Origin of the sequence: Bacillus rugosus (assembly GCF_023238245.1) — a bacterium.
In the GTDB taxonomy this organism is placed as follows: Bacteria; Bacillota; Bacilli; order Bacillales; family Bacillaceae; genus Bacillus; species Bacillus rugosus.
The window spans coordinates 1,759,773-1,784,680 of sequence record NZ_CP096590.1; the positions used below are offsets into that span (position 1 = coordinate 1,759,773).

The 24,908-nt window shown below is 43.3% G+C and carries 23 protein-coding genes; all 23 read left to right on the forward strand.

The window, feature by feature from the left end; translation table 11 throughout:
- The first annotated feature begins 76 nt into the window (after positions 1 to 76).
- The 23 genes from truB to M0696_RS09125 all read left to right on the forward strand — a co-directional run bounded on the left by truB (position 77) and on the right by M0696_RS09125 (position 24,901).
- Positions 77 to 1,006 carry a tRNA pseudouridine(55) synthase TruB gene (gene truB, locus M0696_RS09015; RefSeq protein WP_222142841.1) on the forward strand — a complete coding sequence of 310 codons (930 nt, stop codon included), beginning with the start codon at positions 77 to 79 and terminating at the stop codon, positions 1,004 to 1,006.
- An 18-nt stretch (positions 1,007 to 1,024) separates the two neighbouring features.
- Positions 1,025 to 1,975, forward strand: coding sequence for a bifunctional riboflavin kinase/FAD synthetase (ribF, locus tag M0696_RS09020; protein ID WP_222142842.1), 951 nt, complete (start codon positions 1,025 to 1,027; stop codon positions 1,973 to 1,975).
- A gap of 156 nt (positions 1,976 to 2,131) precedes the next feature.
- Positions 2,132 to 2,401 carry a 30S ribosomal protein S15 gene (gene rpsO / locus M0696_RS09025; RefSeq protein ID WP_003154182.1) on the forward strand — a complete coding sequence of 90 codons (270 nt, stop codon included), beginning with the start codon at positions 2,132 to 2,134 and terminating at the stop codon, positions 2,399 to 2,401.
- A 172-nt stretch (positions 2,402 to 2,573) separates the two neighbouring features.
- A complete protein-coding gene (pnp, locus tag M0696_RS09030; protein WP_166852894.1) occupies positions 2,574 to 4,691 on the forward strand; it encodes a polyribonucleotide nucleotidyltransferase in 2,118 nt (705 codons plus the stop codon).
- 117 nt (positions 4,692 to 4,808) lie between these two features.
- Positions 4,809 to 5,768, forward strand: a complete 960-nt coding sequence (locus M0696_RS09035) for a polysaccharide deacetylase family protein (protein WP_166852891.1) — start codon at positions 4,809 to 4,811, stop codon at positions 5,766 to 5,768.
- Positions 5,769 to 5,807: 39 nt separating this feature from the next.
- Positions 5,808 to 7,037, forward strand: coding sequence for a M16 family metallopeptidase (locus tag M0696_RS09040; protein WP_222142843.1), 1,230 nt, complete (start codon positions 5,808 to 5,810; stop codon positions 7,035 to 7,037).
- Between the two features lie 78 nt (positions 7,038 to 7,115).
- Entirely contained in the window at positions 7,116 to 7,373 is a 258-nt protein-coding gene (locus M0696_RS09045; RefSeq protein ID WP_014664003.1) for a YlmC/YmxH family sporulation protein, read from the forward strand.
- Positions 7,374 to 7,563: 190 nt separating this feature from the next.
- On the forward strand, positions 7,564 to 8,457 hold the full coding sequence (dpaA, locus tag M0696_RS09050) for a dipicolinic acid synthetase subunit A (RefSeq protein ID WP_222142844.1): 894 nt from the start codon (positions 7,564 to 7,566) through the stop codon (positions 8,455 to 8,457).
- A gap of 2 nt (positions 8,458 to 8,459) precedes the next feature.
- Positions 8,460 to 9,062 carry a dipicolinate synthase subunit B gene (gene dpaB, locus M0696_RS09055; RefSeq protein ID WP_003220970.1) on the forward strand — a complete coding sequence of 201 codons (603 nt, stop codon included), beginning with the start codon at positions 8,460 to 8,462 and terminating at the stop codon, positions 9,060 to 9,062.
- A gap of 125 nt (positions 9,063 to 9,187) precedes the next feature.
- Positions 9,188 to 10,228, forward strand: coding sequence for an aspartate-semialdehyde dehydrogenase (gene asd / locus M0696_RS09060; RefSeq protein ID WP_003220972.1), 1,041 nt, complete (start codon positions 9,188 to 9,190; stop codon positions 10,226 to 10,228).
- 91 nt (positions 10,229 to 10,319) lie between these two features.
- Entirely contained in the window at positions 10,320 to 11,534 is a 1,215-nt protein-coding gene (gene dapG / locus M0696_RS09065; protein ID WP_166852877.1) for an aspartate kinase, read from the forward strand.
- Positions 11,535 to 11,564: 30 nt separating this feature from the next.
- Positions 11,565 to 12,437 (forward strand): 4-hydroxy-tetrahydrodipicolinate synthase, encoded by an 873-nt coding sequence (gene dapA / locus M0696_RS09070; protein ID WP_166852874.1) that lies wholly within the window; start codon positions 11,565 to 11,567, stop codon positions 12,435 to 12,437.
- 178 nt (positions 12,438 to 12,615) lie between these two features.
- On the forward strand, positions 12,616 to 14,283 hold the full coding sequence (gene rnjB / locus M0696_RS09075) for a ribonuclease J2 (RefSeq protein ID WP_166852871.1): 1,668 nt from the start codon (positions 12,616 to 12,618) through the stop codon (positions 14,281 to 14,283).
- 116 nt (positions 14,284 to 14,399) lie between these two features.
- On the forward strand, positions 14,400 to 15,137 hold the full coding sequence (gene tepA, locus M0696_RS09080; protein WP_166852868.1) for a translocation-enhancing protein TepA: 738 nt from the start codon (positions 14,400 to 14,402) through the stop codon (positions 15,135 to 15,137).
- On the forward strand, positions 15,134 to 15,346 hold the full coding sequence (locus M0696_RS09085; protein ID WP_041520957.1) for a YlzJ-like family protein: 213 nt from the start codon (positions 15,134 to 15,136) through the stop codon (positions 15,344 to 15,346). The genes tepA and M0696_RS09085 overlap by 4 nt, the downstream gene beginning before the upstream one ends.
- 129 nt (positions 15,347 to 15,475) lie before the next feature.
- Positions 15,476 to 17,842, forward strand: a complete 2,367-nt coding sequence (spoIIIE, locus tag M0696_RS09090; protein WP_222142845.1) for a DNA translocase SpoIIIE — start codon at positions 15,476 to 15,478, stop codon at positions 17,840 to 17,842.
- A 143-nt stretch (positions 17,843 to 17,985) separates the two neighbouring features.
- Positions 17,986 to 18,711 carry a GntR family transcriptional regulator gene (locus M0696_RS09095; RefSeq protein WP_166852862.1) on the forward strand — a complete coding sequence of 242 codons (726 nt, stop codon included), beginning with the start codon at positions 17,986 to 17,988 and terminating at the stop codon, positions 18,709 to 18,711.
- A gap of 137 nt (positions 18,712 to 18,848) precedes the next feature.
- Positions 18,849 to 20,060, forward strand: a complete 1,212-nt coding sequence (gene bcbE / locus M0696_RS09100; RefSeq protein WP_222142846.1) for a bacillibactin exporter BcbE — start codon at positions 18,849 to 18,851, stop codon at positions 20,058 to 20,060.
- Between the two features lie 234 nt (positions 20,061 to 20,294).
- Complete coding sequence (yfmF, locus tag M0696_RS09105) at positions 20,295 to 21,575, forward strand: EF-P 5-aminopentanol modification-associated protein YfmF (RefSeq protein ID WP_222142847.1); 1,281 nt, start codon at positions 20,295 to 20,297, stop codon at positions 21,573 to 21,575.
- Positions 21,572 to 22,858, forward strand: coding sequence for an EF-P 5-aminopentanol modification-associated protein YfmH (yfmH, locus tag M0696_RS09110; RefSeq protein ID WP_222142848.1), 1,287 nt, complete (start codon positions 21,572 to 21,574; stop codon positions 22,856 to 22,858). The genes yfmF and yfmH overlap by 4 nt, the downstream gene beginning before the upstream one ends.
- Positions 22,859 to 22,912: 54 nt before the next feature.
- Positions 22,913 to 23,641 (forward strand): elongation factor P 5-aminopentanone reductase, encoded by a 729-nt coding sequence (ymfI, locus tag M0696_RS09115; RefSeq protein ID WP_222142849.1) that lies wholly within the window; start codon positions 22,913 to 22,915, stop codon positions 23,639 to 23,641.
- Between the two features lie 80 nt (positions 23,642 to 23,721).
- Positions 23,722 to 23,979 (forward strand): DUF3243 domain-containing protein, encoded by a 258-nt coding sequence (locus tag M0696_RS09120; RefSeq protein WP_003245199.1) that lies wholly within the window; start codon positions 23,722 to 23,724, stop codon positions 23,977 to 23,979.
- 130 nt (positions 23,980 to 24,109) lie between these two features.
- A complete protein-coding gene (locus tag M0696_RS09125; RefSeq protein WP_003220998.1) occupies positions 24,110 to 24,901 on the forward strand; it encodes a DUF3388 domain-containing protein in 792 nt (263 codons plus the stop codon).
- Positions 24,902 to 24,908: the final 7 nt, after the last annotated feature.

Consider the following 24,908-nt stretch of genomic DNA (forward strand, 5'->3'; position numbering starts at 1 on the left):
AGAGGATAGGCGTATATCGTCTGTCCTCTTTTCTGCGTTTTAAAGAGAAAAGCTCAAAAGAAGGAGTGAAAGACAAATGGTTAACGGAGTTCTCCTTTTACATAAACCAGTTGGTATGACATCGCACGACTGTGTCATGAAGATCCGAAAACTGTTAAAAACAAAAAAAGTAGGACATACGGGAACGCTCGATCCAGAAGTGTCAGGCGTACTTCCGATTTGTGTGGGAAGGGCGACAAAAATTGTCGAATACTTAACTGAAAAGTCTAAAACGTATGATGCGGAAATAACGCTGGGTTTTTCAACGACAACAGAGGATCAAACGGGCGAAACGGTTGAAACAAAGCCTGTCAACCAAGACATTGATAAAGCGGAAGTAGAAAAGGTATTAAACAGTTTAAAGGGTAAACAAGAACAAATTCCTCCCATGTATTCCGCGGTAAAAGTGAACGGCAAAAAACTGTACGAATATGCAAGAGCAGGGATTGAAGTAGAACGTCCGAAACGAATGATTACCATTGAAGACATTGCCCTGACGACAGAGGTTAAACATAACGGAGAAACTGCAAGTTTCAGGTTTACAGTGACATGCTCCAAAGGGACTTATGTAAGGACGCTGGCGGTCATGATCGGCGAAAAGCTCGGATATCCGGCTCATATGTCTCATTTAATCCGTACGGCATCCGGAGACTTTTCTCTAGACGAATGCTTTACCTTTGAAGAACTGGAAGCACAGGTCCAGTCCGGAACCGTGGGAGAGCATACAGTTCCTATTGAACGTGCGCTCAATCATTTGCCGAAATGGATCATAAGTGATACATTAGCTAAGAAAGTAGAAAATGGGGCTTTGCTTGAGACGCCCGAGCAGTTTTCTGAAATGACGAGCGAAGACCGCATTGCTGTCTTTACTGAAGCTGGAAGCTGTTTGGCGATTTATTTCCCCCATCCTGCAAAAAAAGGGCTGTTAAAGCCGGCAAAAGTATTGATGCAAAAAAGCGAACAATAGAAAAAAGGTGACCGTTCTGTGAAGACGATACATATTACACATCCTCATCATTTAATCAAAGAGGAGCAGGCAAAGTCTGTGATGGCGTTAGGGTATTTTGACGGCGTTCATCTTGGACATCAAAAGGTAATCGGCACAGCGAAGCAAATAGCTGAAGAAAAGGGCCTGGCATTAGCTGTGATGACCTTTCATCCTCATCCTTCTCATGTATTGGGCAGGGACCAGGAGCCAAAGGATCTGATTACGCCTCTGGAAGATAAAATAAACCAAATTGAACAATTAGGAACAGAGATTCTGTATGTCGTTAAATTTAATGAAGTATTTGCTTCTCTTTCTCCTAAGCAGTTTGCAGATCAGTATATTATCGGCCTTAATGTACAGCACGCAGTGGCGGGCTTTGACTTTACGTATGGCAAATACGGCAAGGGGACAATGGAGACCATGCCGCATGATTTAGACGGAAAAGCAGAGTGCACAATGGTAGAAAAATTAACGGAGCAGGATAAAAAAATCAGCTCCTCGTATATCCGTACCGCGCTTCAAAACGGAGACGTTGAATTGGCGAATACCTTGCTCGGACAGCCTTATTTTATAAAAGGAATTGTCATTCACGGTGATAAAAGAGGGCGGACCATCGGGTTTCCGACAGCAAATGTCGGTTTAAATAACAGTTATATCGTTCCGCCGACGGGTGTATATGCCGTAAAAGCGGAAGTGAACGGCGAAGTCTACAATGGCGTTTGCAATATCGGCTATAAGCCGACGTTTTATGAAAAACGTCCGGAGCAGCCTTCAATTGAAGTTAATTTGTTTGATTTCGATCAGGAGGTATACGGAGCCGCTATAAAAATCGAATGGTACAAACGGATTCGGAGCGAGCGGAAATTCAATGGCATCAAAGAATTAACAGAACAAATTGAGAGGGATAAGCAGGAAGCCATCCGTTATTTCAGCAATCTGCGGAAATAACATGCAACGCACACAAATTTTATTCTAAAATATTTGCATATAGGCCCGATTTTTAGTATGATAGTTTTCGTAGTCTTAAAACCATTGCTTGGCAATCCGAAGTCACCGACGGTTGCTAGGTAACTGGGGCTAAATATGATTTGGAGGTGAAACAGGATGGCAATTACTCAAGAGCGTAAAAACCAACTCATCAGTGAGTTCAAAACACACGAATCTGATACTGGATCTCCAGAAGTTCAGATCGCTATCCTAACTGACTCAATTAACAACTTGAACGAGCATTTACGTACTCATAAGAAAGATCACCACTCACGTCGCGGTCTTCTTAAAATGGTAGGTAAGCGTCGTAATCTTCTTACGTATCTACGTAATAAAGACGTAACTCGTTACCGTGAGTTAATTAACAAACTAGGCTTACGTCGATAATCGTAAAAAGCGGGAGGATTCCCGCTTTTTTATCGTATTAAAGCGAAATTTCATATAACAAATCATTGAAATCCTTTTACATACTACTTTGACATTGATATGTTCAATTCATTTCGTTCATAATAGGAGTAATTGATTATTTCACACAACGAAGAGAGGAGTTCGTAATCGTATGGGACAAGAAAAACATGTCTTTACCATAGATTGGGCCGGAAGAACGCTTACCGTCGAAACCGGCCAGCTTGCCAAACAAGCAAATGGTGCTGTGATGATCCGCTACGGTGATACAGCAGTACTTAGTACAGCAACCGCTTCAAAAGAACCAAAACCGCTTGATTTCTTCCCGCTTACTGTAAATTATGAGGAAAGATTATATGCGGTAGGAAAAATTCCGGGCGGATTTATTAAAAGAGAAGGACGTCCAAGTGAAAAAGCGGTTCTTGCCAGCCGTTTAATCGACCGTCCGATCCGTCCTTTGTTTGCAGATGGATTCCGTAATGAAGTTCAAGTCATCAGCATTGTCATGAGTGTTGACCAAAACTGCTCTTCTGAAATGGCTGCCATGTTCGGTTCATCTCTTGCTCTTTCTGTATCGGATATTCCGTTTGAAGGACCGATTGCAGGGGTTACCGTCGGACGCATTGATGATCAATTTATCATTAACCCGACAGTCGATCAGCTTGAGAAAAGCGACATCAATCTTGTGGTTGCCGGCACGAAAGATGCCATTAACATGGTAGAAGCGGGAGCGGACGAGGTTCCTGAGGAAACCATGCTTGAAGCCATTATGTTTGGCCATGAAGAGATTAAACGCCTGATTGCATTCCAAGAAGAAATTGTAGCAGCAGTCGGCAAAGAGAAATCAGAAATTGCGCTCTATGAAATTGATGAAGAGCTTAGTCAAAAAGTAAAAGCTTTAGCAGAAGAAGATCTGCTGAAAGCCATCCAGGTTCATGAAAAGCATGCCCGCGAAGATGCCATTAATGAAGTGAAAAACAGCGTTGTGGCAAAATTCGAGGATGAAGAGCATGATGAAGACACAATCAAGCAAGTAAAGCAGATTTTATCCAAACTGGTGAAAAATGAAGTGCGCCGCCTGATTACCGAAGAGAAAGTAAGACCGGACGGCCGCGGTGTCGATCAAATCCGCCCACTTTCTTCTGAGGTCGGCCTTCTGCCAAGAACGCACGGATCAGGCCTGTTTACAAGGGGACAAACACAGGCCCTCAGTGTATGTACGTTAGGTGCTCTAGGAGATGTGCAAATCCTTGACGGCTTAGGTGTTGAAGAGTCAAAACGGTTTATGCATCACTACAACTTCCCGCAATTCAGCGTTGGGGAAACAGGACCAATGCGTGGGCCGGGACGCCGTGAAATCGGACACGGAGCACTGGGTGAGCGTGCGCTTGAGCCAGTTATTCCGTCTGAAAAAGACTTTCCTTACACTGTCCGTCTTGTATCAGAAGTGCTTGAATCAAACGGTTCAACGTCTCAAGCAAGTATTTGCGCAAGCACACTTGCAATGATGGATGCCGGTGTACCAATCAAAGCCCCGGTTGCGGGTATTGCGATGGGTCTTGTCAAATCAGGCGAACATTACACTGTTCTGACTGACATTCAAGGCATGGAAGACGCGCTTGGAGACATGGACTTTAAAGTAGCTGGAACGGAAAAAGGCGTAACAGCGCTGCAAATGGACATTAAAATCGAAGGCCTTTCCAGAGAGATTCTAGAAGAAGCGCTTCAGCAGGCGAAAAAAGGAAGAATGGAAATTCTCAACAGTATGCTTGCGACATTGAGCGAATCAAGAAAAGAGCTTTCTCAATATGCGCCTAAGATTTTAACAATGGCCATTAATCCTGATAAAATCCGCGATGTCATCGGGCCAAGCGGAAAACAAATCAATAAGATCATCGAAGAAACCGGTGTTAAAATTGATATTGAGCAGGACGGCACAATCTTTATTTCTTCAACAGTTGAAAGCAGCAACCAAAAAGCGAAAAAAATCATCGAAGACCTTGTCAGAGAGGTTGAAGTCGGCCAGCTTTACCTAGGTAAAGTGAAACGAATCGAAAAATTCGGGGCTTTCGTTGAAATTTTCAGCGGAAAAGACGGTTTGGTGCACATTTCAGAGCTTGCGCTTGAACGCGTAGGGAAAGTTGAAGATGTTGTGAAAATCGGAGACGAGATTCTTGTCAAGGTCACTGAAATTGATAAACAAGGACGAGTCAATTTGTCCCGTAAAGCGGTGCTCCGTGAAGAGAAAGAAAAAGAAGAACAACAATCTTAAATGAAAACATAAAAAGGAGCCTGGGAGACCCGGCTTCTTTATTTTGAAGCTTTTAAAAAGCAGGCGGGTTCTACCTTGTCCTTCTCCTTCATAATGTGAGGTGAGGGGGGACAGAACATGTACAAAAAATTTGTACCGTTTGCCGTTTTTCTATTTCTTTTTTTTGTCTCATTTGAGATGATGAAAAATCCGCACGCACTTGATTATATAGGGGCAATGAAAAAAGATACGGTGACTGTCACGGCGTCCAAAGACCCGTTATATGAAGAATTGCTTCAAAAAGCGCCGGAGTACGAAGTTAAGCCCCAGGATGCCAGAATCGATAAAGTGTGGAAAAGCATTCCCGGCTACAATGGACTGAAGGTCAATATTGAACAATCATATAAAAAAATGAAAAAACACGGCGAGTTTCGAGAAAACGATCTGGTGTACAGCCAAGTAAAACCAAAAGTTCATCTCAAGTCTCTTCAGCCTGAGCCTATTTATAAAGGGAATCCTGATAAACCGATGGTGGCTCTTTTAATCAATGTGGCATGGGGAAATGAGTATTTGGAAAAAATGCTTCCTATTCTGCAAAAGCATCAAGTGAAGGCTACGTTCTTTTTAGAAGGCAATTGGGTGAGAAACAATGAACAGCTCGCTAAAAAGATTGCGGAAGACGGACATGAAATCGGAAATCATTCATACAATCATCCGGATATGAGCAAACTGACTACAGGAAGAATTTCCGAGCAGCTTGACAAGACGAATGAGCAAATAGAACAAACGATTGGCGTTAAGCCAAAGTGGTTCGCTCCGCCGAGCGGAAGTTTTCGAAAAGCGGTTATCGACATTGCAGCTGAGAAGCAGATGGGAACAGTAATGTGGACAGTTGATACGATCGATTGGCAAAAACCGGCTCCGTCTGTACTTCAAACGAGAGTGTTAAGCAAGATACATAATGGTGCCATGATTTTAATGCATCCGACTGACCCTACGGCGGAAAGTCTTGAAGCGCTGATTACAAAGATAAAAGACAAAGGATACGCGCTTGGAACAGTCACTGAACTAATGGATGAAACAAGACTGTTGAAGTAACAGATGCAGGCAGCTTGTCTTTGAATAGGAGGAACAAATTTGATTAAACGATATACGTGTCAAAATGGTGTAAGAGTTGTGCTGGAAAATAACCCGACAGTCCGCTCTGTTGCGATCGGCGTATGGATCGGCACAGGTTCGCGGCACGAGTTGCCGGAGATAAACGGGATTTCTCACTTTTTAGAGCACATGTTCTTTAAAGGGACGAGCACAAGATCTGCACGCGAGATAGCAGAATCTTTTGATCGTATTGGCGGTCAGGTCAATGCGTTTACTTCAAAGGAATATACCTGCTACTATGCAAAGGTGCTTGACGAGCATGCGAATTACGCGCTGGACGTATTAGCAGATATGTTCTTTCATTCAACTTTTGATGAAAACGAGCTGAAAAAAGAAAAAAATGTAGTATATGAAGAAATTAAAATGTACGAAGATGCGCCAGACGACATTGTGCATGATTTACTGAGTAAAGCCACTTACGGCAATCATTCTTTAGGCTACCCAATTCTAGGCACGGAAGAAACGCTAGCTTCCTTCAACGGTGACTCTCTAAGACAATACATGCATGATTATTATACGCCGGACCGAGTGGTGATTTCGGTAGCGGGCAATATATCTGACAGTTTTATTAAAGATGTAGAAAAATGGTTCGGGTCATACGAGGCGAAAGGCAAAGCGACAGGCCTTGAGAAGCCGGAGTTCTACACGGAAAAACTGACGAGAAAAAAAGAAACAGAACAGGCTCATTTGTGCCTTGGATTTAAAGGCCTTCAGGTTGGCCATGAACGCATTTATGATTTAATTGTCCTGAACAATGTGCTCGGAGGCAGCATGAGCAGCCGATTGTTCCAAGATGTCCGCGAAGATAAAGGCCTCGCTTATTCTGTTTACAGCTATCACAGCTCTTATGAGGACAGCGGAATGCTTACCATTTACGGAGGAACGGGTGCAAATCAGCTTCAGCAGCTGTCAGAAACAATTCAAGAAACCCTTGCCACATTAAAACGCGACGGCATTACCTCGAAAGAGCTGGAAAACAGCAAAGAGCAAATGAAGGGAAGCTTGATGCTAAGCTTAGAAAGCACAAACAGCAAAATGAGCCGAAACGGGAAAAATGAACTGCTGCTCGGCAAACATAAAACATTAGATGAGATCATCAATGAATTAAACGCAGTGAACTTAGAGCGTGTCAACGGTCTTGCCAGACAATTGTTTACTGATGACTATGCACTGGCACTCATCAGCCCTTCCGGCAATATGCCGTCTTAAAAAGGAAAAGCCTGCCCCATAACGGAGCAGGCATTTTTTTATCCCTTTGATCATACATAGTACAAGGGGGTGACAGACATGCGGCTCAGTGAATTATCAGGAAAGGAAATTGTAGACATCAAAAGAGCTGAACGGCTGGGAGTGCTTGGGCAGACCGATTTAGAAATCAATGAACAGGATGGCCAGATTACAGCACTCCTCATTCCAACAGTGAAGTGGTTTGGTTTGAGAAAACAAGGTCATGACATTCGGGTCCCCTGGCATCATATTCAAAAGATCGGATCAGATATGATCATATTAGACGTACCTGAGGAAATGTCTCCTCGACAAGAGTAAATGAAAAAAGGCTAAAATGACTGTGATAAAGGCTCTAAAGTAATCATCTGAACATCGGCTGCCGAAGCCGATGTTTTTTTATATGAAAAAAGCGCATGTTTTAATTCACCGGTATTTCCTTTTGATCATAAGATGAAGGGGAGCTTAACAACTAGAGATCCAGTATATACAAAGAAGGTGAACGTTTAGAATGTTAACCGGATTGAAAATTGCAGTTATCGGCGGTGACGCAAGACAGCTCGAAATTATAAGAAAGCTCACTGAACAGCAGGCTGACATCTATCTTGTCGGTTTTGATCAATTGGATCACGGTTTTACAGGAGCAGTAAAATGTAATATTGATGAAATTCCTTTTCAGCAAGTAGACAGCATCATTCTTCCTGTCTCTGCGACAACAGGAGAAGGTGTCGTATCGACGGTATTTTCGAATGAAGAGGTTGTGTTAAAACAAGACCATCTCGACAAAACGCCTGCACACTGTGTCATTTTCTCAGGGATTTCTAACGCCTATTTAGAAAACATTGCAGCTCAAGCAAACAGAAAACTTGTTAAGCTGTTTGAGCGGGATGACATTGCGATATACAATTCTATTCCGACAGTAGAAGGAACGATCATGCTGGCTATTCAGCACACGGATTATACGATACACGGATCTCAGGTGGCCGTTCTCGGTTTGGGACGCACCGGGATGACGATTGCCCGTACATTTGCCGCGCTCGGGGCTAATGTAAAAGTGGGGGCAAGAAGTTCAGCGCATCTGGCACGTATCACTGAAATGGGGCTCGTTCCTTTTCACACCGATGAGCTGAAAGAGCATGTAAAAGATATAGATATTTGTATTAATACCATACCGAGTATGATTTTAAATCAAACGGTTCTTTCTAGCATGACACCAAAAACCTTAATATTGGATCTGGCCTCACGTCCCGGGGGAACGGATTTTAAATATGCCGAAAAACAGGGGATTAAAGCACTTCTTGCCCCAGGCCTTCCAGGGATCGTCGCTCCTAAAACAGCCGGGCAAATCCTCGCAAACGTCTTGAGTAAGCTTTTGGCCGAAATACAAGCTGAGGAGGGAAAATAAGGATGTCGTCATTAAAAGGAAAAAGAATCGGGTTTGGACTGACCGGATCGCATTGCACATATGAAGCGGTCTTTCCGCAAATTGAGGCATTGGTCAACGAAGGAGCTGAAGTGCGTCCGGTTGTCACGTTTAACGTAAAATCCACAAATACTCGATTTGGAGAGGGAGCAGAATGGGTTAAAAAAATTGAAGACTTGACTGGATATGAGGCCATAGATTCAATTGTGAAGGCAGAGCCCCTTGGGCCGAAGCTGCCCCTTGACTGTATGGTCATCGCTCCTTTAACTGGCAATTCGATGAGCAAGCTGGCAAATGCCATGACGGACAGTCCGGTGCTGATGGCGGCAAAAGCGACAATCCGAAACAACCGGCCGGTCGTGCTTGGTATTTCGACAAACGATGCTCTCGGCTTGAACGGAACAAATTTAATGAGGCTCATGTCAACAAAAAATATCTTTTTTATTCCATTCGGCCAAGACGATCCATTTAAAAAACCGAATTCAATGGTAGCCAAAATGGATCTGCTTCCGCAAACCATTGAAAAGGCACTAATGCATCAGCAGCTTCAGCCGGTTCTGGTTGAGAATTATCAGGGAAATGACTAAATTTACAGAAAATCTTTCCCAAACTAAAAAATTCGGCCATCACCCGCATATTCTATGGTAAAATAAAACGTAAAATCATAGTCAAATCAATTCAATGATGCTGATTGGCGGAAGGAGTTTTACAGATGGGAAGAGGTTTACACGTAGCTGTTGTCGGAGCGACAGGAGCTGTAGGACAACAAATGCTTAAAACACTTGAAGACAGAAATTTTGAAATGGACACACTTACATTGCTATCTTCAAAACGCTCTGCGGGAACAAAAGTCACGTTTAAAGGCGAAGAGCTGACTGTTCAGGAAGCTTCTCCTGAAAGCTTTGAAGGGGTAAATATTGCTTTATTCAGCGCCGGCGGAAGCGTATCACAAGCATTGGCACCAGAAGCTGTAAAACGCGGCGCTATTGTTATAGATAATACGAGTGCATTCCGTATGGACGAAAATACACCGCTTGTTGTGCCTGAAGTGAATGAGGCAGACTTGCATGAACACAACGGCATCATTGCCAATCCTAACTGCTCTACAATCCAAATGGTTGCGGCTCTTGAACCGATCCGCAAGGCATACGGCTTAAATAAAGTCATCGTATCAACGTACCAGGCGGTATCAGGAGCGGGAAATGAAGCTGTTAAAGAGCTTTACAGCCAAACACAGGCGATTTTAAATCAAGAAGAAATTGAGCCTGCGATCATGCCTGTAAAAGGCGACAAAAAACACTATCAAATCGCCTTCAACGCGATTCCGCAAATTGATAAATTCCAAGATAACGGCTATACGTTTGAGGAAATGAAAATGATAAATGAAACGAAAAAAATCATGCACATGCCAGACCTTCAAGTAGCGGCTACATGTGTGAGACTGCCAATTCAAACTGGGCACTCAGAGTCCGTCTACATCGAAGTAGACCGTGATGACGCTACAGTTGAAGATATTAAAAATCTATTAAAAGAAGCTCCGGGCGTGACACTTCAGGATGACCCAAGCCAGCAGCTTTATCCGATGCCTGCTGATGCCGTCGGCAAAAACGATGTGTTTGTAGGACGCATCCGCAAAGACTTGGACAGAGCAAACGGTTTTCATTTATGGGTTGTTTCTGATAACCTATTAAAAGGCGCGGCATGGAACTCTGTTCAAATTGCAGAAAGCCTGAAAAAACTAAACCTCGTATAATAGAGAGAATTTCCTAAAGACGAATAGAAGAGAGTAAGGCGCTATCAGCCTGCTCTCTTCTGTTACGTCCGAATAATTTGGAGTGAAAACAGTGAAGATAATTGTTCAAAAGTTCGGCGGAACATCTGTAAAAGATGATAATGGCCGCAAACTGGCTTTAGGGCATATTAAAGAAGCAATCAGTGAAGGATATAAGGTTGTCGTTGTCGTTTCAGCGATGGGCCGGAAAGGAGACCCGTACGCTACAGATTCTTTGCTGGGGCTGCTTTACGGCGATCAGTCAGCGATTTCTCCGCGGGAGCAGGATTTGCTTTTATCTTGCGGAGAGACCATTTCCTCTGTCGTCTTTACAAGCATGCTGCTTGATAATGGTGTGAAAGCAGCTGCGCTGACGGGGGCTCAGGCTGGCTTTTTAACAAATGATCAGCATACAAATGCGAAAATCATTGAAATGAGACCGGAGCGTTTATTCGGTGTGCTCGCGAACCATGACGCTGTAGTCGTCGCAGGATTCCAGGGCGCAACCGAAAAGGGTGATATAACAACGATCGGCAGAGGGGGCAGCGACACGTCCGCAGCCGCACTCGGAGCAGCTGTTGATGCGGACTACATCGATATTTTCACCGATGTAGAAGGTGTAATGACTGCTGACCCGAGAGTGGTGGAAAATGCGAAACCGCTTCCTGTCGTGACATATACAGAAATTTGCAACTTAGCGTATCAAGGGGCGAAAGTCATTCATCCGCGGGCTGTGGAAATCGCAATGCAGGCCAAGGTTCCGATCCGTGTCCGTTCGACTTATTCGAAAGATAAAGGCACATTAGTGACATCGCATCATTCTTCCAAAGTCGGAAGCGATGTTTTTGAAAGGCTGATTACGGGAATTGCTCATGTCAAAGATGTCACGCAGTTCAAAGTGCCGTCCAAAATTGGCCAGTATAACGTTCAGACTGAAGTGTTCAAGGCGATGGCGAATGCGGGAATCAGTGTCGATTTCTTTAACATTACACCTAGTGAAATCGTATATACGGTGGCCGGAAATAAAACAGAAACAGCTCAGCGTATTTTAATGGATATGGGCTATGATCCGATGGTAACGAGAAATTGCGCAAAGGTATCGGCGGTCGGAGCGGGCATTATGGGTGTTCCTGGTGTCACGTCCAAAATTGTTTCGGCTCTTTCAGAAAAAGAAATTCCGATCCTTCAGTCGGCTGACAGCCACACGACGATATGGGTGCTCGTCCATGAAGCGGATATGGTTCCTGCTGTAAACGCTTTGCATGAAGTGTTTGAACTTTCCAAGTAAATGTGATTGAATCATGATGAGGTGAATAAAATGAATTTCGGAAATGTGTCTACAGCGATGATTACACCCTTTGATAATAAAGGGAACGTAGACTTTCAAAAACTGTCTACACTGATTGATTACTTGTTGAAAAACGGAACGGATTCTTTAGTAGTGGCGGGAACAACTGGAGAATCTCCGACCCTTTCAACTGAAGAAAAAATTGCGCTTTTTGAATATACGGTAAAAGAAGTAAACGGTCGGGTACCCGTTATTGCGGGTACTGGAAGCAACAACACGAAAGATTCCATCAAGCTGACAAAAAAAGCTGAAGAAGCGGGCGTAGACGCGGTCATGCTCGTTACGCCGTATTACAATAAACCTTCTCAAGAAGGCATGTACCAGCATTTTAAAGCAATTGCGGCAGAAACATCTCTTCCAGTTATGCTTTATAATGTGCCGGGCCGCACGGTTGCTTCTCTAGCTCCTGAAACGACGATCCGTTTGGCGGCAGACATTCCGAATGTTGTTGCGATTAAAGAAGCGAGCGGAGACCTCGAAGCGATTACAAAAATTGTTGCGGAAACGCCAGAAGACTTCTCTGTCTATTCAGGGGATGACGCCTTGACGCTTCCTATTCTCTCAGTCGGGGGACGAGGAGTTGTGTCAGTGGCGAGCCATATTGCAGGCTCTGATATGCAGCAAATGATCAAAAATTATACGAATGGGCAAACAGCTAATGCTGCACTGATTCATCAGAAATTGCTGCCGATTATGAAGGAACTGTTTAAAGCGCCTAATCCTGCTCCTGTCAAAACAGCGCTTCAGCTGAGAGGCCTTGATGTCGGTTCAGTGCGTCTTCCTCTTATCCCATTAACCGAGGATGAACGTCTGAGCTTAAGCAGCACGATCAGCGGACTGTAAGAAAAATTTCATACAGTGAAACAAACGCGGTCATTCTCACATTCAGCTGAGTTTGGCCGTTTCTTATACATATTGGTTTTCCCTAAACCTTCTGCTTTATCTTGTTTTCTAAATTTACTTTCAGTTATAATAGGAACAAGTGATGATGGACGGGTATGAGACTAGGAGGATATAGATTTTGAAAAAGAAAAATACAGAAAACGTTAGAATTATCGCCCTTGGCGGTGTCGGAGAAATTGGGAAGAACCTTTATGTCATCGAAATTGACTCAGACATATTTGTTGTTGATGCCGGCCTTATGCATCCTGAAAACGAAATGCTCGGTATTGATGTGGTAATTCCTGACATATCATATTTGATTGAGCGGGCTGACCGCGTCAAGGCAATCTTTTTAACGCATGGGCACGATGAAAATATCGGCGGCGTTTTTTACTTATTAAACAAGCTGTCCGTTCCAGTATACGGAACAAAGCTGACGCTTGCGCTATTAAGAGAAAAATTAAAACAATACGGACATAACCGAAAAACTGATTTAAGAGAAATTCACTCCAAATCTGTCATTACATTTGAATCGACAAAAGTATCGTTCTTTAGAACGATTCATAGCATCCCTGATTCTGTAGGTGTGAGTCTTAAAACATCACTTGGATCTATTGTATGCACGGGAGACTTCAAATTTGACCAAACACCTGCGCTTAACCAAACGTGCGACATTGGCGAGATTGCCAAGATCGGCAATAGCGGCGTACTCGCCCTGCTTTCCGACAGTGCAAATGCGGAGCGCCCGGGCTATACACCTTCGGAAGCTGCTGTCAGCGGAGAAATTTCGGACGCGCTATATAATTCAGTGAACCGGGTGATTATTGCTGTTTTCGCATCCAATATTAACCGGATTCAGCAAGTCATTCATGCAGCGGCTCAAAATGGCAGAAAGATTGCTGTTGCCGGAAAAAATCTTCAATCTGTGCTGCAGCTTGCAAGAAAGCTTGGATATATTGAAGCAGATGATGAATTATTTATTTCTGTACAGGATGTCAAGAAATATCCGAAGCGCGAAGTGGCTATTATTACAGCCGGCAGCCAAGGTGAACCGTTAGCTGCACTGACAAGAATGGCAAACAAAGCCCACAAACAGCTGAACATTGAAGAAGGGGATACGGTTGTCATTGCGTCAACTCCAATTCCTGGGCAGGAACTCATTTATTCTAAAACAGTAGACCTTCTTGCGAGAGCCGGTGCCCAAGTCATCTTTGCCCAAAAGCGTGTCCATGTATCTGGACATGGCTCACAAGAAGAGTTAAAGCTTATGATTAATCTGCTTAAACCAAAATATTTAATTCCTGTAAACGGCGAATACAGAATGCAAAAAGCTCATTCGAAAATCGCTGAAGAAACCGGCATGAAGCGCAGTGACATCTTCTTAATTGAAAAAGGAGACGTCGTTGAATTCCGTGGCCAAAACGTAAAAATCGGGGATAAAGTTCCGTACGGCAATATTTTAATTGATGGTTTGGGTGTTGGTGATATCGGCAATATCGTATTGAGAGACCGCCGCTTGCTTTCACAGGACGGAATTTTAATCGTTGTGATTACACTTGATAAACAAAAGAAACATCTTGTATCAGGACCAGAAATTATCACTCGCGGTTTTGTTTATGTAAGAGAGTCTGAGGGACTTATCGTACAGGCTACTGAGCTTGTCCGTTCCATCGTGACAGAAGCGACTGAAACATCGAATGTTGAATGGTCAACGCTGAAGCAGGCGATGAGAGATGCGTTGAACCAATTCCTATATGAAAAAACGAAACGTAAACCGATGATCATCCCAATTATTATGGAAGTATGATGTCTGACTAAAGACCGGAGCTGCTCCGGTCTTTATTTTTTTGCCTTTTAAGCCGGGATTGAATTGAGTATCTTTGTTCATAATACAAAGAGAAATTCGGAAAGGGTGAAAGCGAGATGGATCATCGTATGGAAAACACAGAAGAAGAGCGTCCTGAAAAAAATGACGCGAAAGACAGCATTATGAATAAAATACAGCAGCTTGGTGAAACGACGCTTCCGCAGCTGCCCCAAGATACAAATATTCATTGTTTGACCATTATCGGACAAATAGAAGGCCATGTTCAGCTTCCTCCGCAAAACAAAACAACAAAATATGAGCATGTCATCCCGCAGATTGTGGCAATTGAACAGAATCCCAAAATTGAAGGCCTGCTGATTATATTAAACACTGTCGGAGGAGATGTTGAAGCGGGACTCGCAATAGCGGAAATGCTGGCATCATTGTCAAAACCGACAGTTTCCATCGTGCTTGGTGGAGGGCATTCCATCGGCGTTCCAATTGCGGTATCTTGTGATTACAGCTATATTGCTGAAACAGCAACGATGACGATTCATCCCGTTCGGCTGACGGGACTGGTAATTGGTGTGCCGCAAACGTTTGAATACCTGGATAAGATGCAAGAAAGAGTTGTTAACTTTGTAACAAGCCACTCAAATGTAAACGAGGATAAGTTCAAAGAGCTGATGTTTTCAAAAGGAAACTTAACACGCGATATCGGAACAAATGTCGTCGGTAAGGATGCTGTCGAGTACGGATTAATCGATCACGTCGGAGGAGTCGGACAAGCGATCAGTAAACTGAATGAGCTGATTGAGGAAGCAAGAGCAGAAGAAGGACGGATGATTCAATGATTCTGTATACCATGATGCCGCAGGAAATTGTTTTTGCGGAACAGAACCAACAGACAAGTGCACATGAGCAAATTGAATATAGAGGTGTGCCGCTTCTTGTCGAGATGAAAGGCAATGAAGCGGAAGTCATTCAAATCATGAGCACAAATCCAATGCATTTTCTCCACCCGGACATTTCTCCGGGACAAAAGCTGAAATTAAACGTATAAGATCCACCCCTTTTTAAAGGGCAAAATATGCTATAATAGGGGAATCCTACAGAAAAAACGCAGCCTGTAAACGGCTGCTTTCTTCATTATGTATGAACTGACATTTTTTAACGCAGTAAGGTGATGAGTGTGGCAAAGAAAAAACGAAAATCAAGAAAAAAACAGGCGAAGCAGCTCAATATAAAATACGAACTCAACGGATTGCTGTGTATCGCCATTTCAATTATCGCGATTCTTCAGCTAGGGGTAGTCGGACAAACCTTTATCTACTTGTTCCGCTTTTTTGCTGGAGAGTGGTTTATTTTATGCTTGTTCGGTTTATTGGTGTTAGGAGTCTCGCTGTTTTGGAAGAAGAAAACACCAAGCCTTTTAACAAGACGAAAGGCCGGCGTGTACTGTATTATCGCAAGCATATTGCTGCTTTCTCACGTGCAGCTGTTTAAAAATTTGACGCGCAAAGGTTCTATTGAGTCCGCAAGCGTGGTGCGAAACACGTGGGAATTGTTTTTGATGGACATGAATGGCAGTTCCGCCTCACCTGATTTAGGCGGAGGGATGATCGGTGCGCTGCTGTTTGCGGCTTCACACTTTTTATTTGCGTCAACTGGTTCTCAGATTATGGCGATTGTCATGATTTTGATCGGAATGATTTTAGTCACAGGGCGTTCTCTTCAAGAAACGCTGAAAAAGTGGATGAGCCCGATTGGCCGCTTTATAAAAGAACAATGGTTTGCATTTATTGATGATATGAAATCCGTCAAAACCAATATGAAGTCATCGAAAAAAACGAAGGCGCCGAGCAAAAAGCAAAAACCGGCCCGCAAAAAACAGCAAATAGAACCTGAGCCTCCTGATGAAGAAGAGGGGGATTTGGAAACGGTATCGCCTCTTATTCATTCAGAGCCGATTATCTCAAGCTTTTCAGATCGTAATGAAGATGAAGAGTCTCCAGTGATAGAAAAGCGCGCTGAACCTGTATCAGAGCCGATTCAGGACATACAGACTGAGACAGGTGATCAGGAAACTGTTTCTGCTCCACCTATGACCTTTACGGAGCTTGAAAATAAGGATTACGAGATGCCGTCACTGGATTTACTGGCAGATCCGAAGCATACAGGCCAGCAGGCAGATAAAAAGAATATTTATGAAAATGCGAGAAAGCTCGAACGCACCTTCCAAAGCTTTGGCGTAAAGGCGAAAGTCACACAGGTTCATCTCGGGCCGGCCGTAACAAAATATGAAGTGTATCCTGATGTCGGAGTAAAGGTTAGCAAAATTGTCAATTTAAGCGATGATTTAGCGCTTGCGCTTGCTGCAAAGGATATCAGGATCGAAGCGCCAATACCAGGAAAATCGGCAATCGGAATTGAGGTTCCGAACGCAGAAGTGGCGATGGTATCATTGAAGGAAGTGCTCGAGTCTAAATTAAATGACAGACCGGACGCAAAGCTGCTAATTGGGCTCGGCCGTAATATTTCAGGTGAAGCTGTGTTGGCTGAGTTAAACAAGATGCCCCATCTTTTGGTCGCAGGCGCAACCGGAAGCGGGAAAAGTGTCTGTGTCAACGGCATTATTACAAGTATTTTGATGCGTGCGAAACCGCATGAAGTGAAAATGATGATGATCGACCCTAAAATGGTAGAGCTGAATGTCTACAACGGGATTCCGCATTTACTTGCTCCGGTCGTAACTGATCCGAAAAAAGCGTCACAGGCTTTGAAAAAGGTTGTCAATGAAATGGAGCGGCGGTACGAATTATTTTCTCATACGGGTACAAGAAATATTGAAGGATACAATGATTATATAAAACGCGCCAACAATGAAGAAGGAGCGAAACAGCCGGAGCTGCCATATATCGTTGTGATTGTGGACGAGCTTGCTGACCTCATGATGGTCGCTTCATCTGATGTGGAAGACTCGATTACGAGATTGTCCCAAATGGCGCGGGCTGCCGGCATCCATCTCATTATTGCGACACAGCGGCCGTCGGTTGACGTTATCACAGGGGTCATCAAAGCGAATATACCGTCTCGGATCGCGTTCAGTGTATCTTCACAGACGGATTCAAGGACGATTCTTGACATGGGTGGCGCTGAGAAGCTGCTTGGCCGCGGCGATATGCTGTTTTTGCCTGTCGGGGCTAATAAACCTGTCCGTGTGCAGGGAGCATTTTTGTCGGATGACGAAGTGGAGAAGGTCGTCGACCATGTAATTACGCAGCAGAAAGCGCAATATCAGGAAGAAATGATTCCTGAGGAGATAACGGAATCTCATTCTGAGATTACCGATGATCTTTATGATGAAGCTGTTGAATTAATCGTCGGCATGCAAACGGCATCTGTTTCAATGCTGCAAAGAAGATTCAGAATCGGTTATACGAGAGCTGCGCGCCTGATTGACGCCATGGAGGAACGAGGCGTTGTCGGGCCGTATGAAGGAAGCAAACCTAGGGAAGTCTTATTATCAAAAGAGAAATATGATGAACTCTCTTCTTAAAGAAGGGAGTTCAGTTTTCTCCAGTTATCAATAATAACATTATGTAAACTAATAACCTTTCTATTTATTTTTTCGACAAAACATGATATAGTTGTCCCAATTGTTCAATAATTTTTATCGAAAGTGGTTTACGGAGGGGAAACATGTCTACAAAAGCTGATAATCGGCACTTGTATTTGAAAGTAATTGAACGAATTAAAGAGGATATTAAAAATGGCATCTACACTGAGAAGGAAAAGCTGCCTTCTGAATTTGAGCTTTCCAAAAAGCTTGGTGTCAGCAGAGCGACGCTTAGAGAAGCCTTGCGGATACTGGAAGAAGAGCATGTCATTATCAGAAGGCATGGTGTAGGCACTTTTGTCCATTCTAAGCCGTTATTTCTTTCGGGCATTGAACAGCTGAACAGTGTAACGAAGATGATAGAACAGGCAAATATGGCGCCTGGCACGATTTTTCTATCATCCCAAGTGCTTATGCCGTCTGAAGATGATATTAAGAGATTTCATTTGGCAGATGGGCAAGAACTTTTTTACCTCGAACGAGTCAGGACAGCTAATGGACAGCCGATTGTGTATTGTATAGACAAAATTCCAATGGATATTTTGCCGAATTCTTTCTCTCATCAGCAGGAATCAATGTTTGACCTGCTTGAGAAAAATTCAGGCTCCGTGATCAGCTATGCCGTGACTGATATTGAACCGATCGGCTATCATGATACCATTTCTCCAGTGCTGGAATGCGATCCGGAAACAGCTCTTTTGCTGTTAAAACAAACCCATTACGATCAGCACGAGAAACCAGTGCTTTACTCATTAAATTATTTTAGAGCGGACAAATTCAGATTTCATGTTTTGCGTAAACGATTCTAAAACGGGCGCTGTGATGTGTCTGTTTTTTTATTTGCACTGATTCATGTTTCTTTGTACATACTTTCACTTCGGTTAACGCAACATATAAGGGATGACAAGAAAGTGAATGGGTGAAGATGTTGAGAAAGAAAAATGGAATGAAAAATATTATTGCATTGTCTTCCGTACCGCTTGTGATGACACTAGGGAACTCCATGCTGATTCCTGTTCTTCCGATGATGGAGAAAAAGCTGTCAGTGACTTCATTTCAAGTGTCTTTAATCATTACTGTATATTCAGTAGTAGCGATTATTTGCATTCCGATTGCCGGATATTTGTCGGATCGATTCGGGAGAAAAAAAATATTGCTTCCATGCCTCCTCATTGCAGGATTAGGTGGGTTGGTGGCTGCTTTTGCCTCAACCTATATGAAAAATCCTTATGCTATGATTTTGGCGGGTCGGGTCCTTCAAGGTGTCGGCTCTGCAGGGGCGGCTCCCATCGTTATGCCGTTTATCGGCGATTTGTTTCAAGGAGACGATGAAAAGGTCAGCGCCGGCCTTGGTGATATTGAAACCGCCAACACGTCAGGGAAGGTACTGAGTCCCATACTTGGCGCCTTATTGGCTACCTGGTACTGGTTTGTCCCGTTTTGGTTTATTCCGTTTTTCTGTTTGATCAGCTTTTTGCTCGTATTGTTTCTGGTGGCTAAGCCTGAAGAAGATGAGGATGCGCCAGCTGTATCTGAATTTATCAAGAGTGTGCGGAAAATCTTTAAACAGGATGGACGCTGGCTTTATACGGTCTTTATTATCGGGTGTGTGATTATGTTTTTGTTATTTGGCGTATTATTTTATTTGTCAGATACGCTGGAGAACAAGTATGCCATTGATGGAGTGGCTAAAGGCGGGTTACTTGCAATCCCACTTTTATTTTTGTCAACCAGTTCATTTATAGCTGGCAAAAAGATCGGCAAAGATAAAGTTCGAATGAAATTTTGCGTTGTTACGGGAATGATCCTGTTAACCCTGTCTTATATTGCCTTGTGGTGGAACCACAGTTTTTATTTTTTATTTATCTTTTTAAGCTTTGGCGGAATTGGGATTGGAATGGCGCTTCCGGCTTTAGATGCACTGATAACCGAAGGAATTGAAAGTGAGCAATGCGGAACCATTTCCTCCTTTTACAATAGCATGCGCTTTATAGGAGTAGCTCTCGGTCCACCTGTGTTTGCGGCATTAATGTCTAATGCAAACTGGCTGATTTTCATTCTGTCGGCGTTTTGCAGCATCGTTTCTTTATTCCTAGTGATCTTTACTGTCGATGCTAAAAAAAGTGAAGAGGAAGAAAAAAACCTAGGGACGGTCTAGCCAACCGTCTTTTTTGCTGTAATTTAGCCAGTTTATAACTGTCGTTCTGACAGGCACAAACAGCGGTCTTTCAGATTAAAAATGGATTACTATATAGCCTCCGTTGTGTTGGGTGGAGGTTATTGTTTCCTTATAAATCCTACAGTTGCTATAATTACATGAAAGAGTGTTTCTGCGGATGCTGAAAATTGGTCATAATACATACTAATAAGAAATGAACGAAGGAGGTTCCATATGTCATATGTAAATGAAATCAAAACAAAGCACGGCGGTTTAACCGCACACATTGTAAAAACAGAAAAATTTAAAACCGTCTCGCTTATTTTTAAAATGCTTGCGCCTTTGACAAAGGACCAAGTCACGAAAAGAGCTCTGCTTCCGCATGTGCTTCTTCGCGGAACAAAAAGCCATCCGAAAACCTCGGAATTGCGTTCTTATTTGGATGAACTGTACGGCACGTCCGTTTCGGCGGATCTTTCGAAAAAGGGAGAGCGGCATGTCATTACGTTCAGGCTTGAAATCCCGAATGAAAAATATTTAAAAGATCAAACACCGCTTCTTGAAAAAGGATTGCAGCTTCTCGCAGAAATCGTCTTTTCACCTGCTTTAGAGGGAGGCGCTTTTCAATCACAATATGTGGCTCAGGAAAAACGGACGCTCAAGCAAAGAATCCAAGCCGTCTATGACGATAAAATGCGCTACTCGAATTTAAGGCTGATACAGGAAATGTGCAAAAATGAGCCTTATGCTCTCCATGTCAATGGAGAAATCGACGATGTCGATGCCATTACGGCCGATCAGTTATATGAAACATATCAAAGCGCTATCCAAAAAGACCAGCTCGATCTTTATGTTGTTGGCGATGTGGACAGTAACCAAGTGCAAGCGGCAATTGATAAGTATTTCCAAACAAAAGAGCGTACCCTCGGCACGATTGAAAACAATCACGATGAGCACAAAGCCCAGCCAAAAGAAGTAATTGATGAAGAAGATGTCAAACAAGGAAAGCTGAATATCGGCTACCGCACCAGCATCACTTATACGGATCAGGATTATCCTGCTTTGCAAGTGTTTAACGGGCTTTTCGGTGGATTCTCTCATTCCAAACTTTTCATCAATGTTCGGGAAAAAGCCAGTCTTGCATACTACGCCGCTTCGCGTATAGAAAGTTTTAAAGGCTTGTTAATGGTGATGTCGGGCATTGAAGTGAAAAATTACGAACAGGCTGTTTCCATTATTGCTGAGCAATTTCAGGCAATGAAAAACGGCGACTTTAGTGAGCAGGACATTGCTCAGACAAAGGCTGTTATTCGAAATCAAGTGCTGGAAACCATTGATACTGCGTATGGTTTATCTGAATTTTTATATCAGCAGGCCGCTGCCCAAGTCGATATTCCTATCGAAGACTTTCTCGCGAATATTGAGCAGGTCACAAAAGAGGATATCGTGAAAGCCGGCGAAAAGATTCAGCTTGATACGACTTATTTCTTAAAAGGGACGGAGGGTGCATCTTGATCAAACCAATCGAATACGAACAGCTCCAGGAGACGCTGTACCATGAAAAAATGTCAAACGGCCTTGACGTTTACGTTTTGCCGAAAAAAGGCTTCAACAAGACATATGCGGTCTTTACAACAAAGTACGGCTCTATAGATAACCGTTTTGTCCCTTTAGGTGAAAATGAGATGGTTCACGTGCCGGATGGCATCGCCCATTTTCTTGAGCACAAGCTGTTTGAAAAAGCGGACGGAGACGTTTTTCAAGATTTCAGCAAACAGGGTGCTTCTGCCAATGCGTTTACGTCATTTACAAGAACGGCTTATCTTTTCTCAAGCACATCAAATGTTGAACGCAATTTAGAGACGCTCATCGATTTCGTACAGGACCCGTATTTTACTGAAAAAACGGTTGAAAAAGAAAAAGGGATTATCGGGCAGGAGATTAACATGTATGATGACAACCCCGATTGGAGGCTTTACTTCGGGGTCATTGAAAACATGTACAAAGAACATCCTGTCAAAATTGACATAGCGGGAACAGTGGAAAGCATCTCACATATTACAAAAGACAATCTTTATGAATGCTATGAAACGTTTTATCACCCGAGCAACATGCTCCTCTTTATTGTCGGTCCTGTAGATCCTGAAGCGATCATTTCTCAGGTAAGAGAAAATCAGGAGAGAAAGCCGTATACAGACCAGCCGGAGATCAAACGGGAAGAAGTAAAAGAGCAAGAAGCGGTTTTCCGCAAAGAAAAAGAGATTAAAATGAATGTACAGGGACCGAAATGCCTTGTCGGGCTGAAATCAAAGAATCCGTTTAAATTAGGCAAAGAGCTGTTAAAGCATGAACTTTCAATGAACTTATTGCTTGAATCTCTTTTCGGCAAAAGCTCTGCCCAGTACGAGTCACTTTATGAAAAAGGGTATATTGACGAAACGTTCAGCTTTGATTTTACTGCTGAATATGGGTTTGGTTTTGCGGCGATCGGCGGTGATACGCCGGAGCCTGATCAATTGGCTGAAGACATTTCAAGCATGCTTCTGCGCGCCGGTGAACTGATTACTGCTGAAAAGATTGAACTTGCCAGAAAGAAAAAGATCGGTACATTCTTAAAAGCGCTGAATTCACCCGAATACATTGCCAATCAATTTACCCGTTATGCTTTCTTGGATATGAGCCTATTTGACGTCGTATCTGTACTTGAGCAAATTACTCTCGAGGATGTCCAGAAAGTTATACAGGAGGAAATTGCTGCAGACAGACTAACTGTCTGCAAGATTGTTCCTAAATCATAAACAAAACATCCCTCCAGTGTGAGGGGTGTTTTTCTGCGGAAAGAAGGAAAGAGGATGATCAAAACAGCACTAATCACCGGAGCAAGCGGCGGCATTGGCAAAAGCATAAGCGAAACCCTTGCGGGAGAGGGTTACAATCTGCTGCTGCATTATCATACAAATCAAAAAGCGGCAGCGGAGCTGGCTGAAAAGTTAAGAGAGACGTTTGGTATTCACGCTGAGATATTGCAAGCTGATCTATCCACGCCGGAAGGAGCAGATAAGCTGACAAGTTCAATTGTTCAGCCGATTGATGCAATTGTTTTAAACAGCGGAAGAAGCCATTTTGGGCTGATTACGGATGTGGATAATACAACTGTTCAGGAAATGGTTCAGCTCCATGTGGCGAGTCCGTATATGCTGACGAGAAACCTTCTTCCAGGCATGATTCGGAATAAATCAGGAGTGATTGTAGCTGTCAGCTCTATTTGGGGAGAGACTGGGGCATCTTGTGAAGTGCTGTACAGCATGGCGAAGGGAGCTCAGCACTCGTTTGTAAAAGGACTGGCTAAGGAGCTTGCGCCAAGCGGAATCAGAGTAAACGCTGTAGCGCCGGGCGCTGTTGATACAAATATGATGAATCAATTCACACCGTCTGAAAAAGAAGAGATCGCTGATGAGATCCCGATCGGCCGGCTGGCCCGGCCGCAAGAAATTGCCGATGCAACAGCTTTTCTTCTGTCTGAAAAAGCTTCATATATCACCGGCCAAATTCTGTCGGTGAATGGCGGCTGGCACTGCTGATCAGAAAATATTCTGTGTATAGTTTCTTATGCGAAGGACACAATAATCTTGTAACTTCACATGAAATGGAGGAAACAAATATGTCAGTATTAGAAAACTGGGATAGCTGGAAAAACTTCCTTGGCGACCGTCTGAACTATGCGCAAGATAAAGGTATGAGCCAGGATACTATTACAGATCTTGCGACAGAAATCGGCAGTTACTTGGCTAATGAAGTGGAATCTAAGAACGAGCAGGAAAAAGTGCTGGCAGATCTTTGGAGCGTAGCATCAAAAGATGAACAGCATGCTATTGCCAATATGATGGTTAAGCTTGTTGAAAATAACAGCACTCACTAGGAAGAGAGGAGATTTTTCCTCTCTTTTTTTATGTTTTCCTCATCACAGCAACATTCTTCTTTCTAATTAGAGAAAAATGCTTTATGATAAAGGAAGGTAAAATTTTGCCACAATGAAGGGGGTATATCATTTGGCAAAGCTCGAATGGTATTTTGAATATGAAATTCAAGTGAACCGCCCCGGACTGCTCGGGGATATTTCATCTCTTCTTGGGATGCTTTCTATTAACATCGTAACGATAAACGGCGTCGATCTTTCCAGAAGGGGAATGCTCCTCAGGTGCCGCCATATAGATCAAATTAAACGATTAGAATCAATCTTAAAAACAATGGAAACAATTAAAGTAACGAAGCTGAGAGAACCGAGGCTTCGCGACCGTCTTGCCGTACGTCACGGCCGGTATATTCAAAGGGATGCCGATGACAAGAAAACGTTCCGCTTTGAACGGGACGAGCTAGGCTTATTAGTCGATTTTATGGCCGAACTGTTCAAAAAAGAAGGCCATAAATTAATCGGAATTCGTGGTATGCCTCGTGTCGGGAAAACAGAATCAATTGTAGCCTCCAGCGTGTGTGCAAGCAAAAGGTGGCTTTTTGTGTCATCAACTTTGCTGAAGCAGACGATACGAAGCCAGCTGATTGCCGATGAATACAGTACTGAAAATGTCTTTATCGTTGACGGAATTGTGTCAACACGAAGAGGGTCGGAACGCCATCTCCAGCTGGTCAGAGAAATCATGAGGCTGCCTGCAACAAAAGTGGTGGAGCATCCGGACATATTCGTTCAAAATACAGAGTATACACTAGATGACTTTGATTATATTATTGAACTGAGAAATGACCCTGATGAGGTTATTACATATGAACATGCCGAGGAACCCCAAATGTTTGATCAATCCGGGTTTTCAAGCTTTGATTTTTAAAATTGGA

What these genes read in the sequence shown, in the direction of transcription:
- truB (WP_222142841.1), top strand. Translation starts at nt 77, where the DNA reads ATGGTTAACGGAGTTCTCCTTTTACATAAACCAGTTGGTATGACATCG.
- rpsO (WP_003154182.1), top strand. Translation starts at nt 2,132, where the DNA reads ATGGCAATTACTCAAGAGCGTAAAAACCAACTCATCAGTGAGTTCAAA.
- pnp (WP_166852894.1), top strand. Translation starts at nt 2,574, where the DNA reads ATGGGACAAGAAAAACATGTCTTTACCATAGATTGGGCCGGAAGAACG.
- M0696_RS09035 (WP_166852891.1), top strand. Translation starts at nt 4,809, where the DNA reads ATGTACAAAAAATTTGTACCGTTTGCCGTTTTTCTATTTCTTTTTTTT.
- M0696_RS09045 (WP_014664003.1), top strand. Translation starts at nt 7,116, where the DNA reads ATGCGGCTCAGTGAATTATCAGGAAAGGAAATTGTAGACATCAAAAGA.
- dpaA (WP_222142844.1), top strand. Translation starts at nt 7,564, where the DNA reads ATGTTAACCGGATTGAAAATTGCAGTTATCGGCGGTGACGCAAGACAG.
- dpaB (WP_003220970.1), top strand. Translation starts at nt 8,460, where the DNA reads ATGTCGTCATTAAAAGGAAAAAGAATCGGGTTTGGACTGACCGGATCG.
- asd (WP_003220972.1), top strand. Translation starts at nt 9,188, where the DNA reads ATGGGAAGAGGTTTACACGTAGCTGTTGTCGGAGCGACAGGAGCTGTA.
- dapA (WP_166852874.1), top strand. Translation starts at nt 11,565, where the DNA reads ATGAATTTCGGAAATGTGTCTACAGCGATGATTACACCCTTTGATAAT.
- tepA (WP_166852868.1), top strand. Translation starts at nt 14,400, where the DNA reads ATGGATCATCGTATGGAAAACACAGAAGAAGAGCGTCCTGAAAAAAAT.
- M0696_RS09085 (WP_041520957.1), top strand. Translation starts at nt 15,134, where the DNA reads ATGATTCTGTATACCATGATGCCGCAGGAAATTGTTTTTGCGGAACAG.
- M0696_RS09095 (WP_166852862.1), top strand. Translation starts at nt 17,986, where the DNA reads ATGTCTACAAAAGCTGATAATCGGCACTTGTATTTGAAAGTAATTGAA.
- bcbE (WP_222142846.1), top strand. Translation starts at nt 18,849, where the DNA reads ATGAAAAATATTATTGCATTGTCTTCCGTACCGCTTGTGATGACACTA.
- yfmF (WP_222142847.1), top strand. Translation starts at nt 20,295, where the DNA reads ATGTCATATGTAAATGAAATCAAAACAAAGCACGGCGGTTTAACCGCA.
- ymfI (WP_222142849.1), top strand. Translation starts at nt 22,913, where the DNA reads ATGATCAAAACAGCACTAATCACCGGAGCAAGCGGCGGCATTGGCAAA.
- M0696_RS09120 (WP_003245199.1), top strand. Translation starts at nt 23,722, where the DNA reads ATGTCAGTATTAGAAAACTGGGATAGCTGGAAAAACTTCCTTGGCGAC.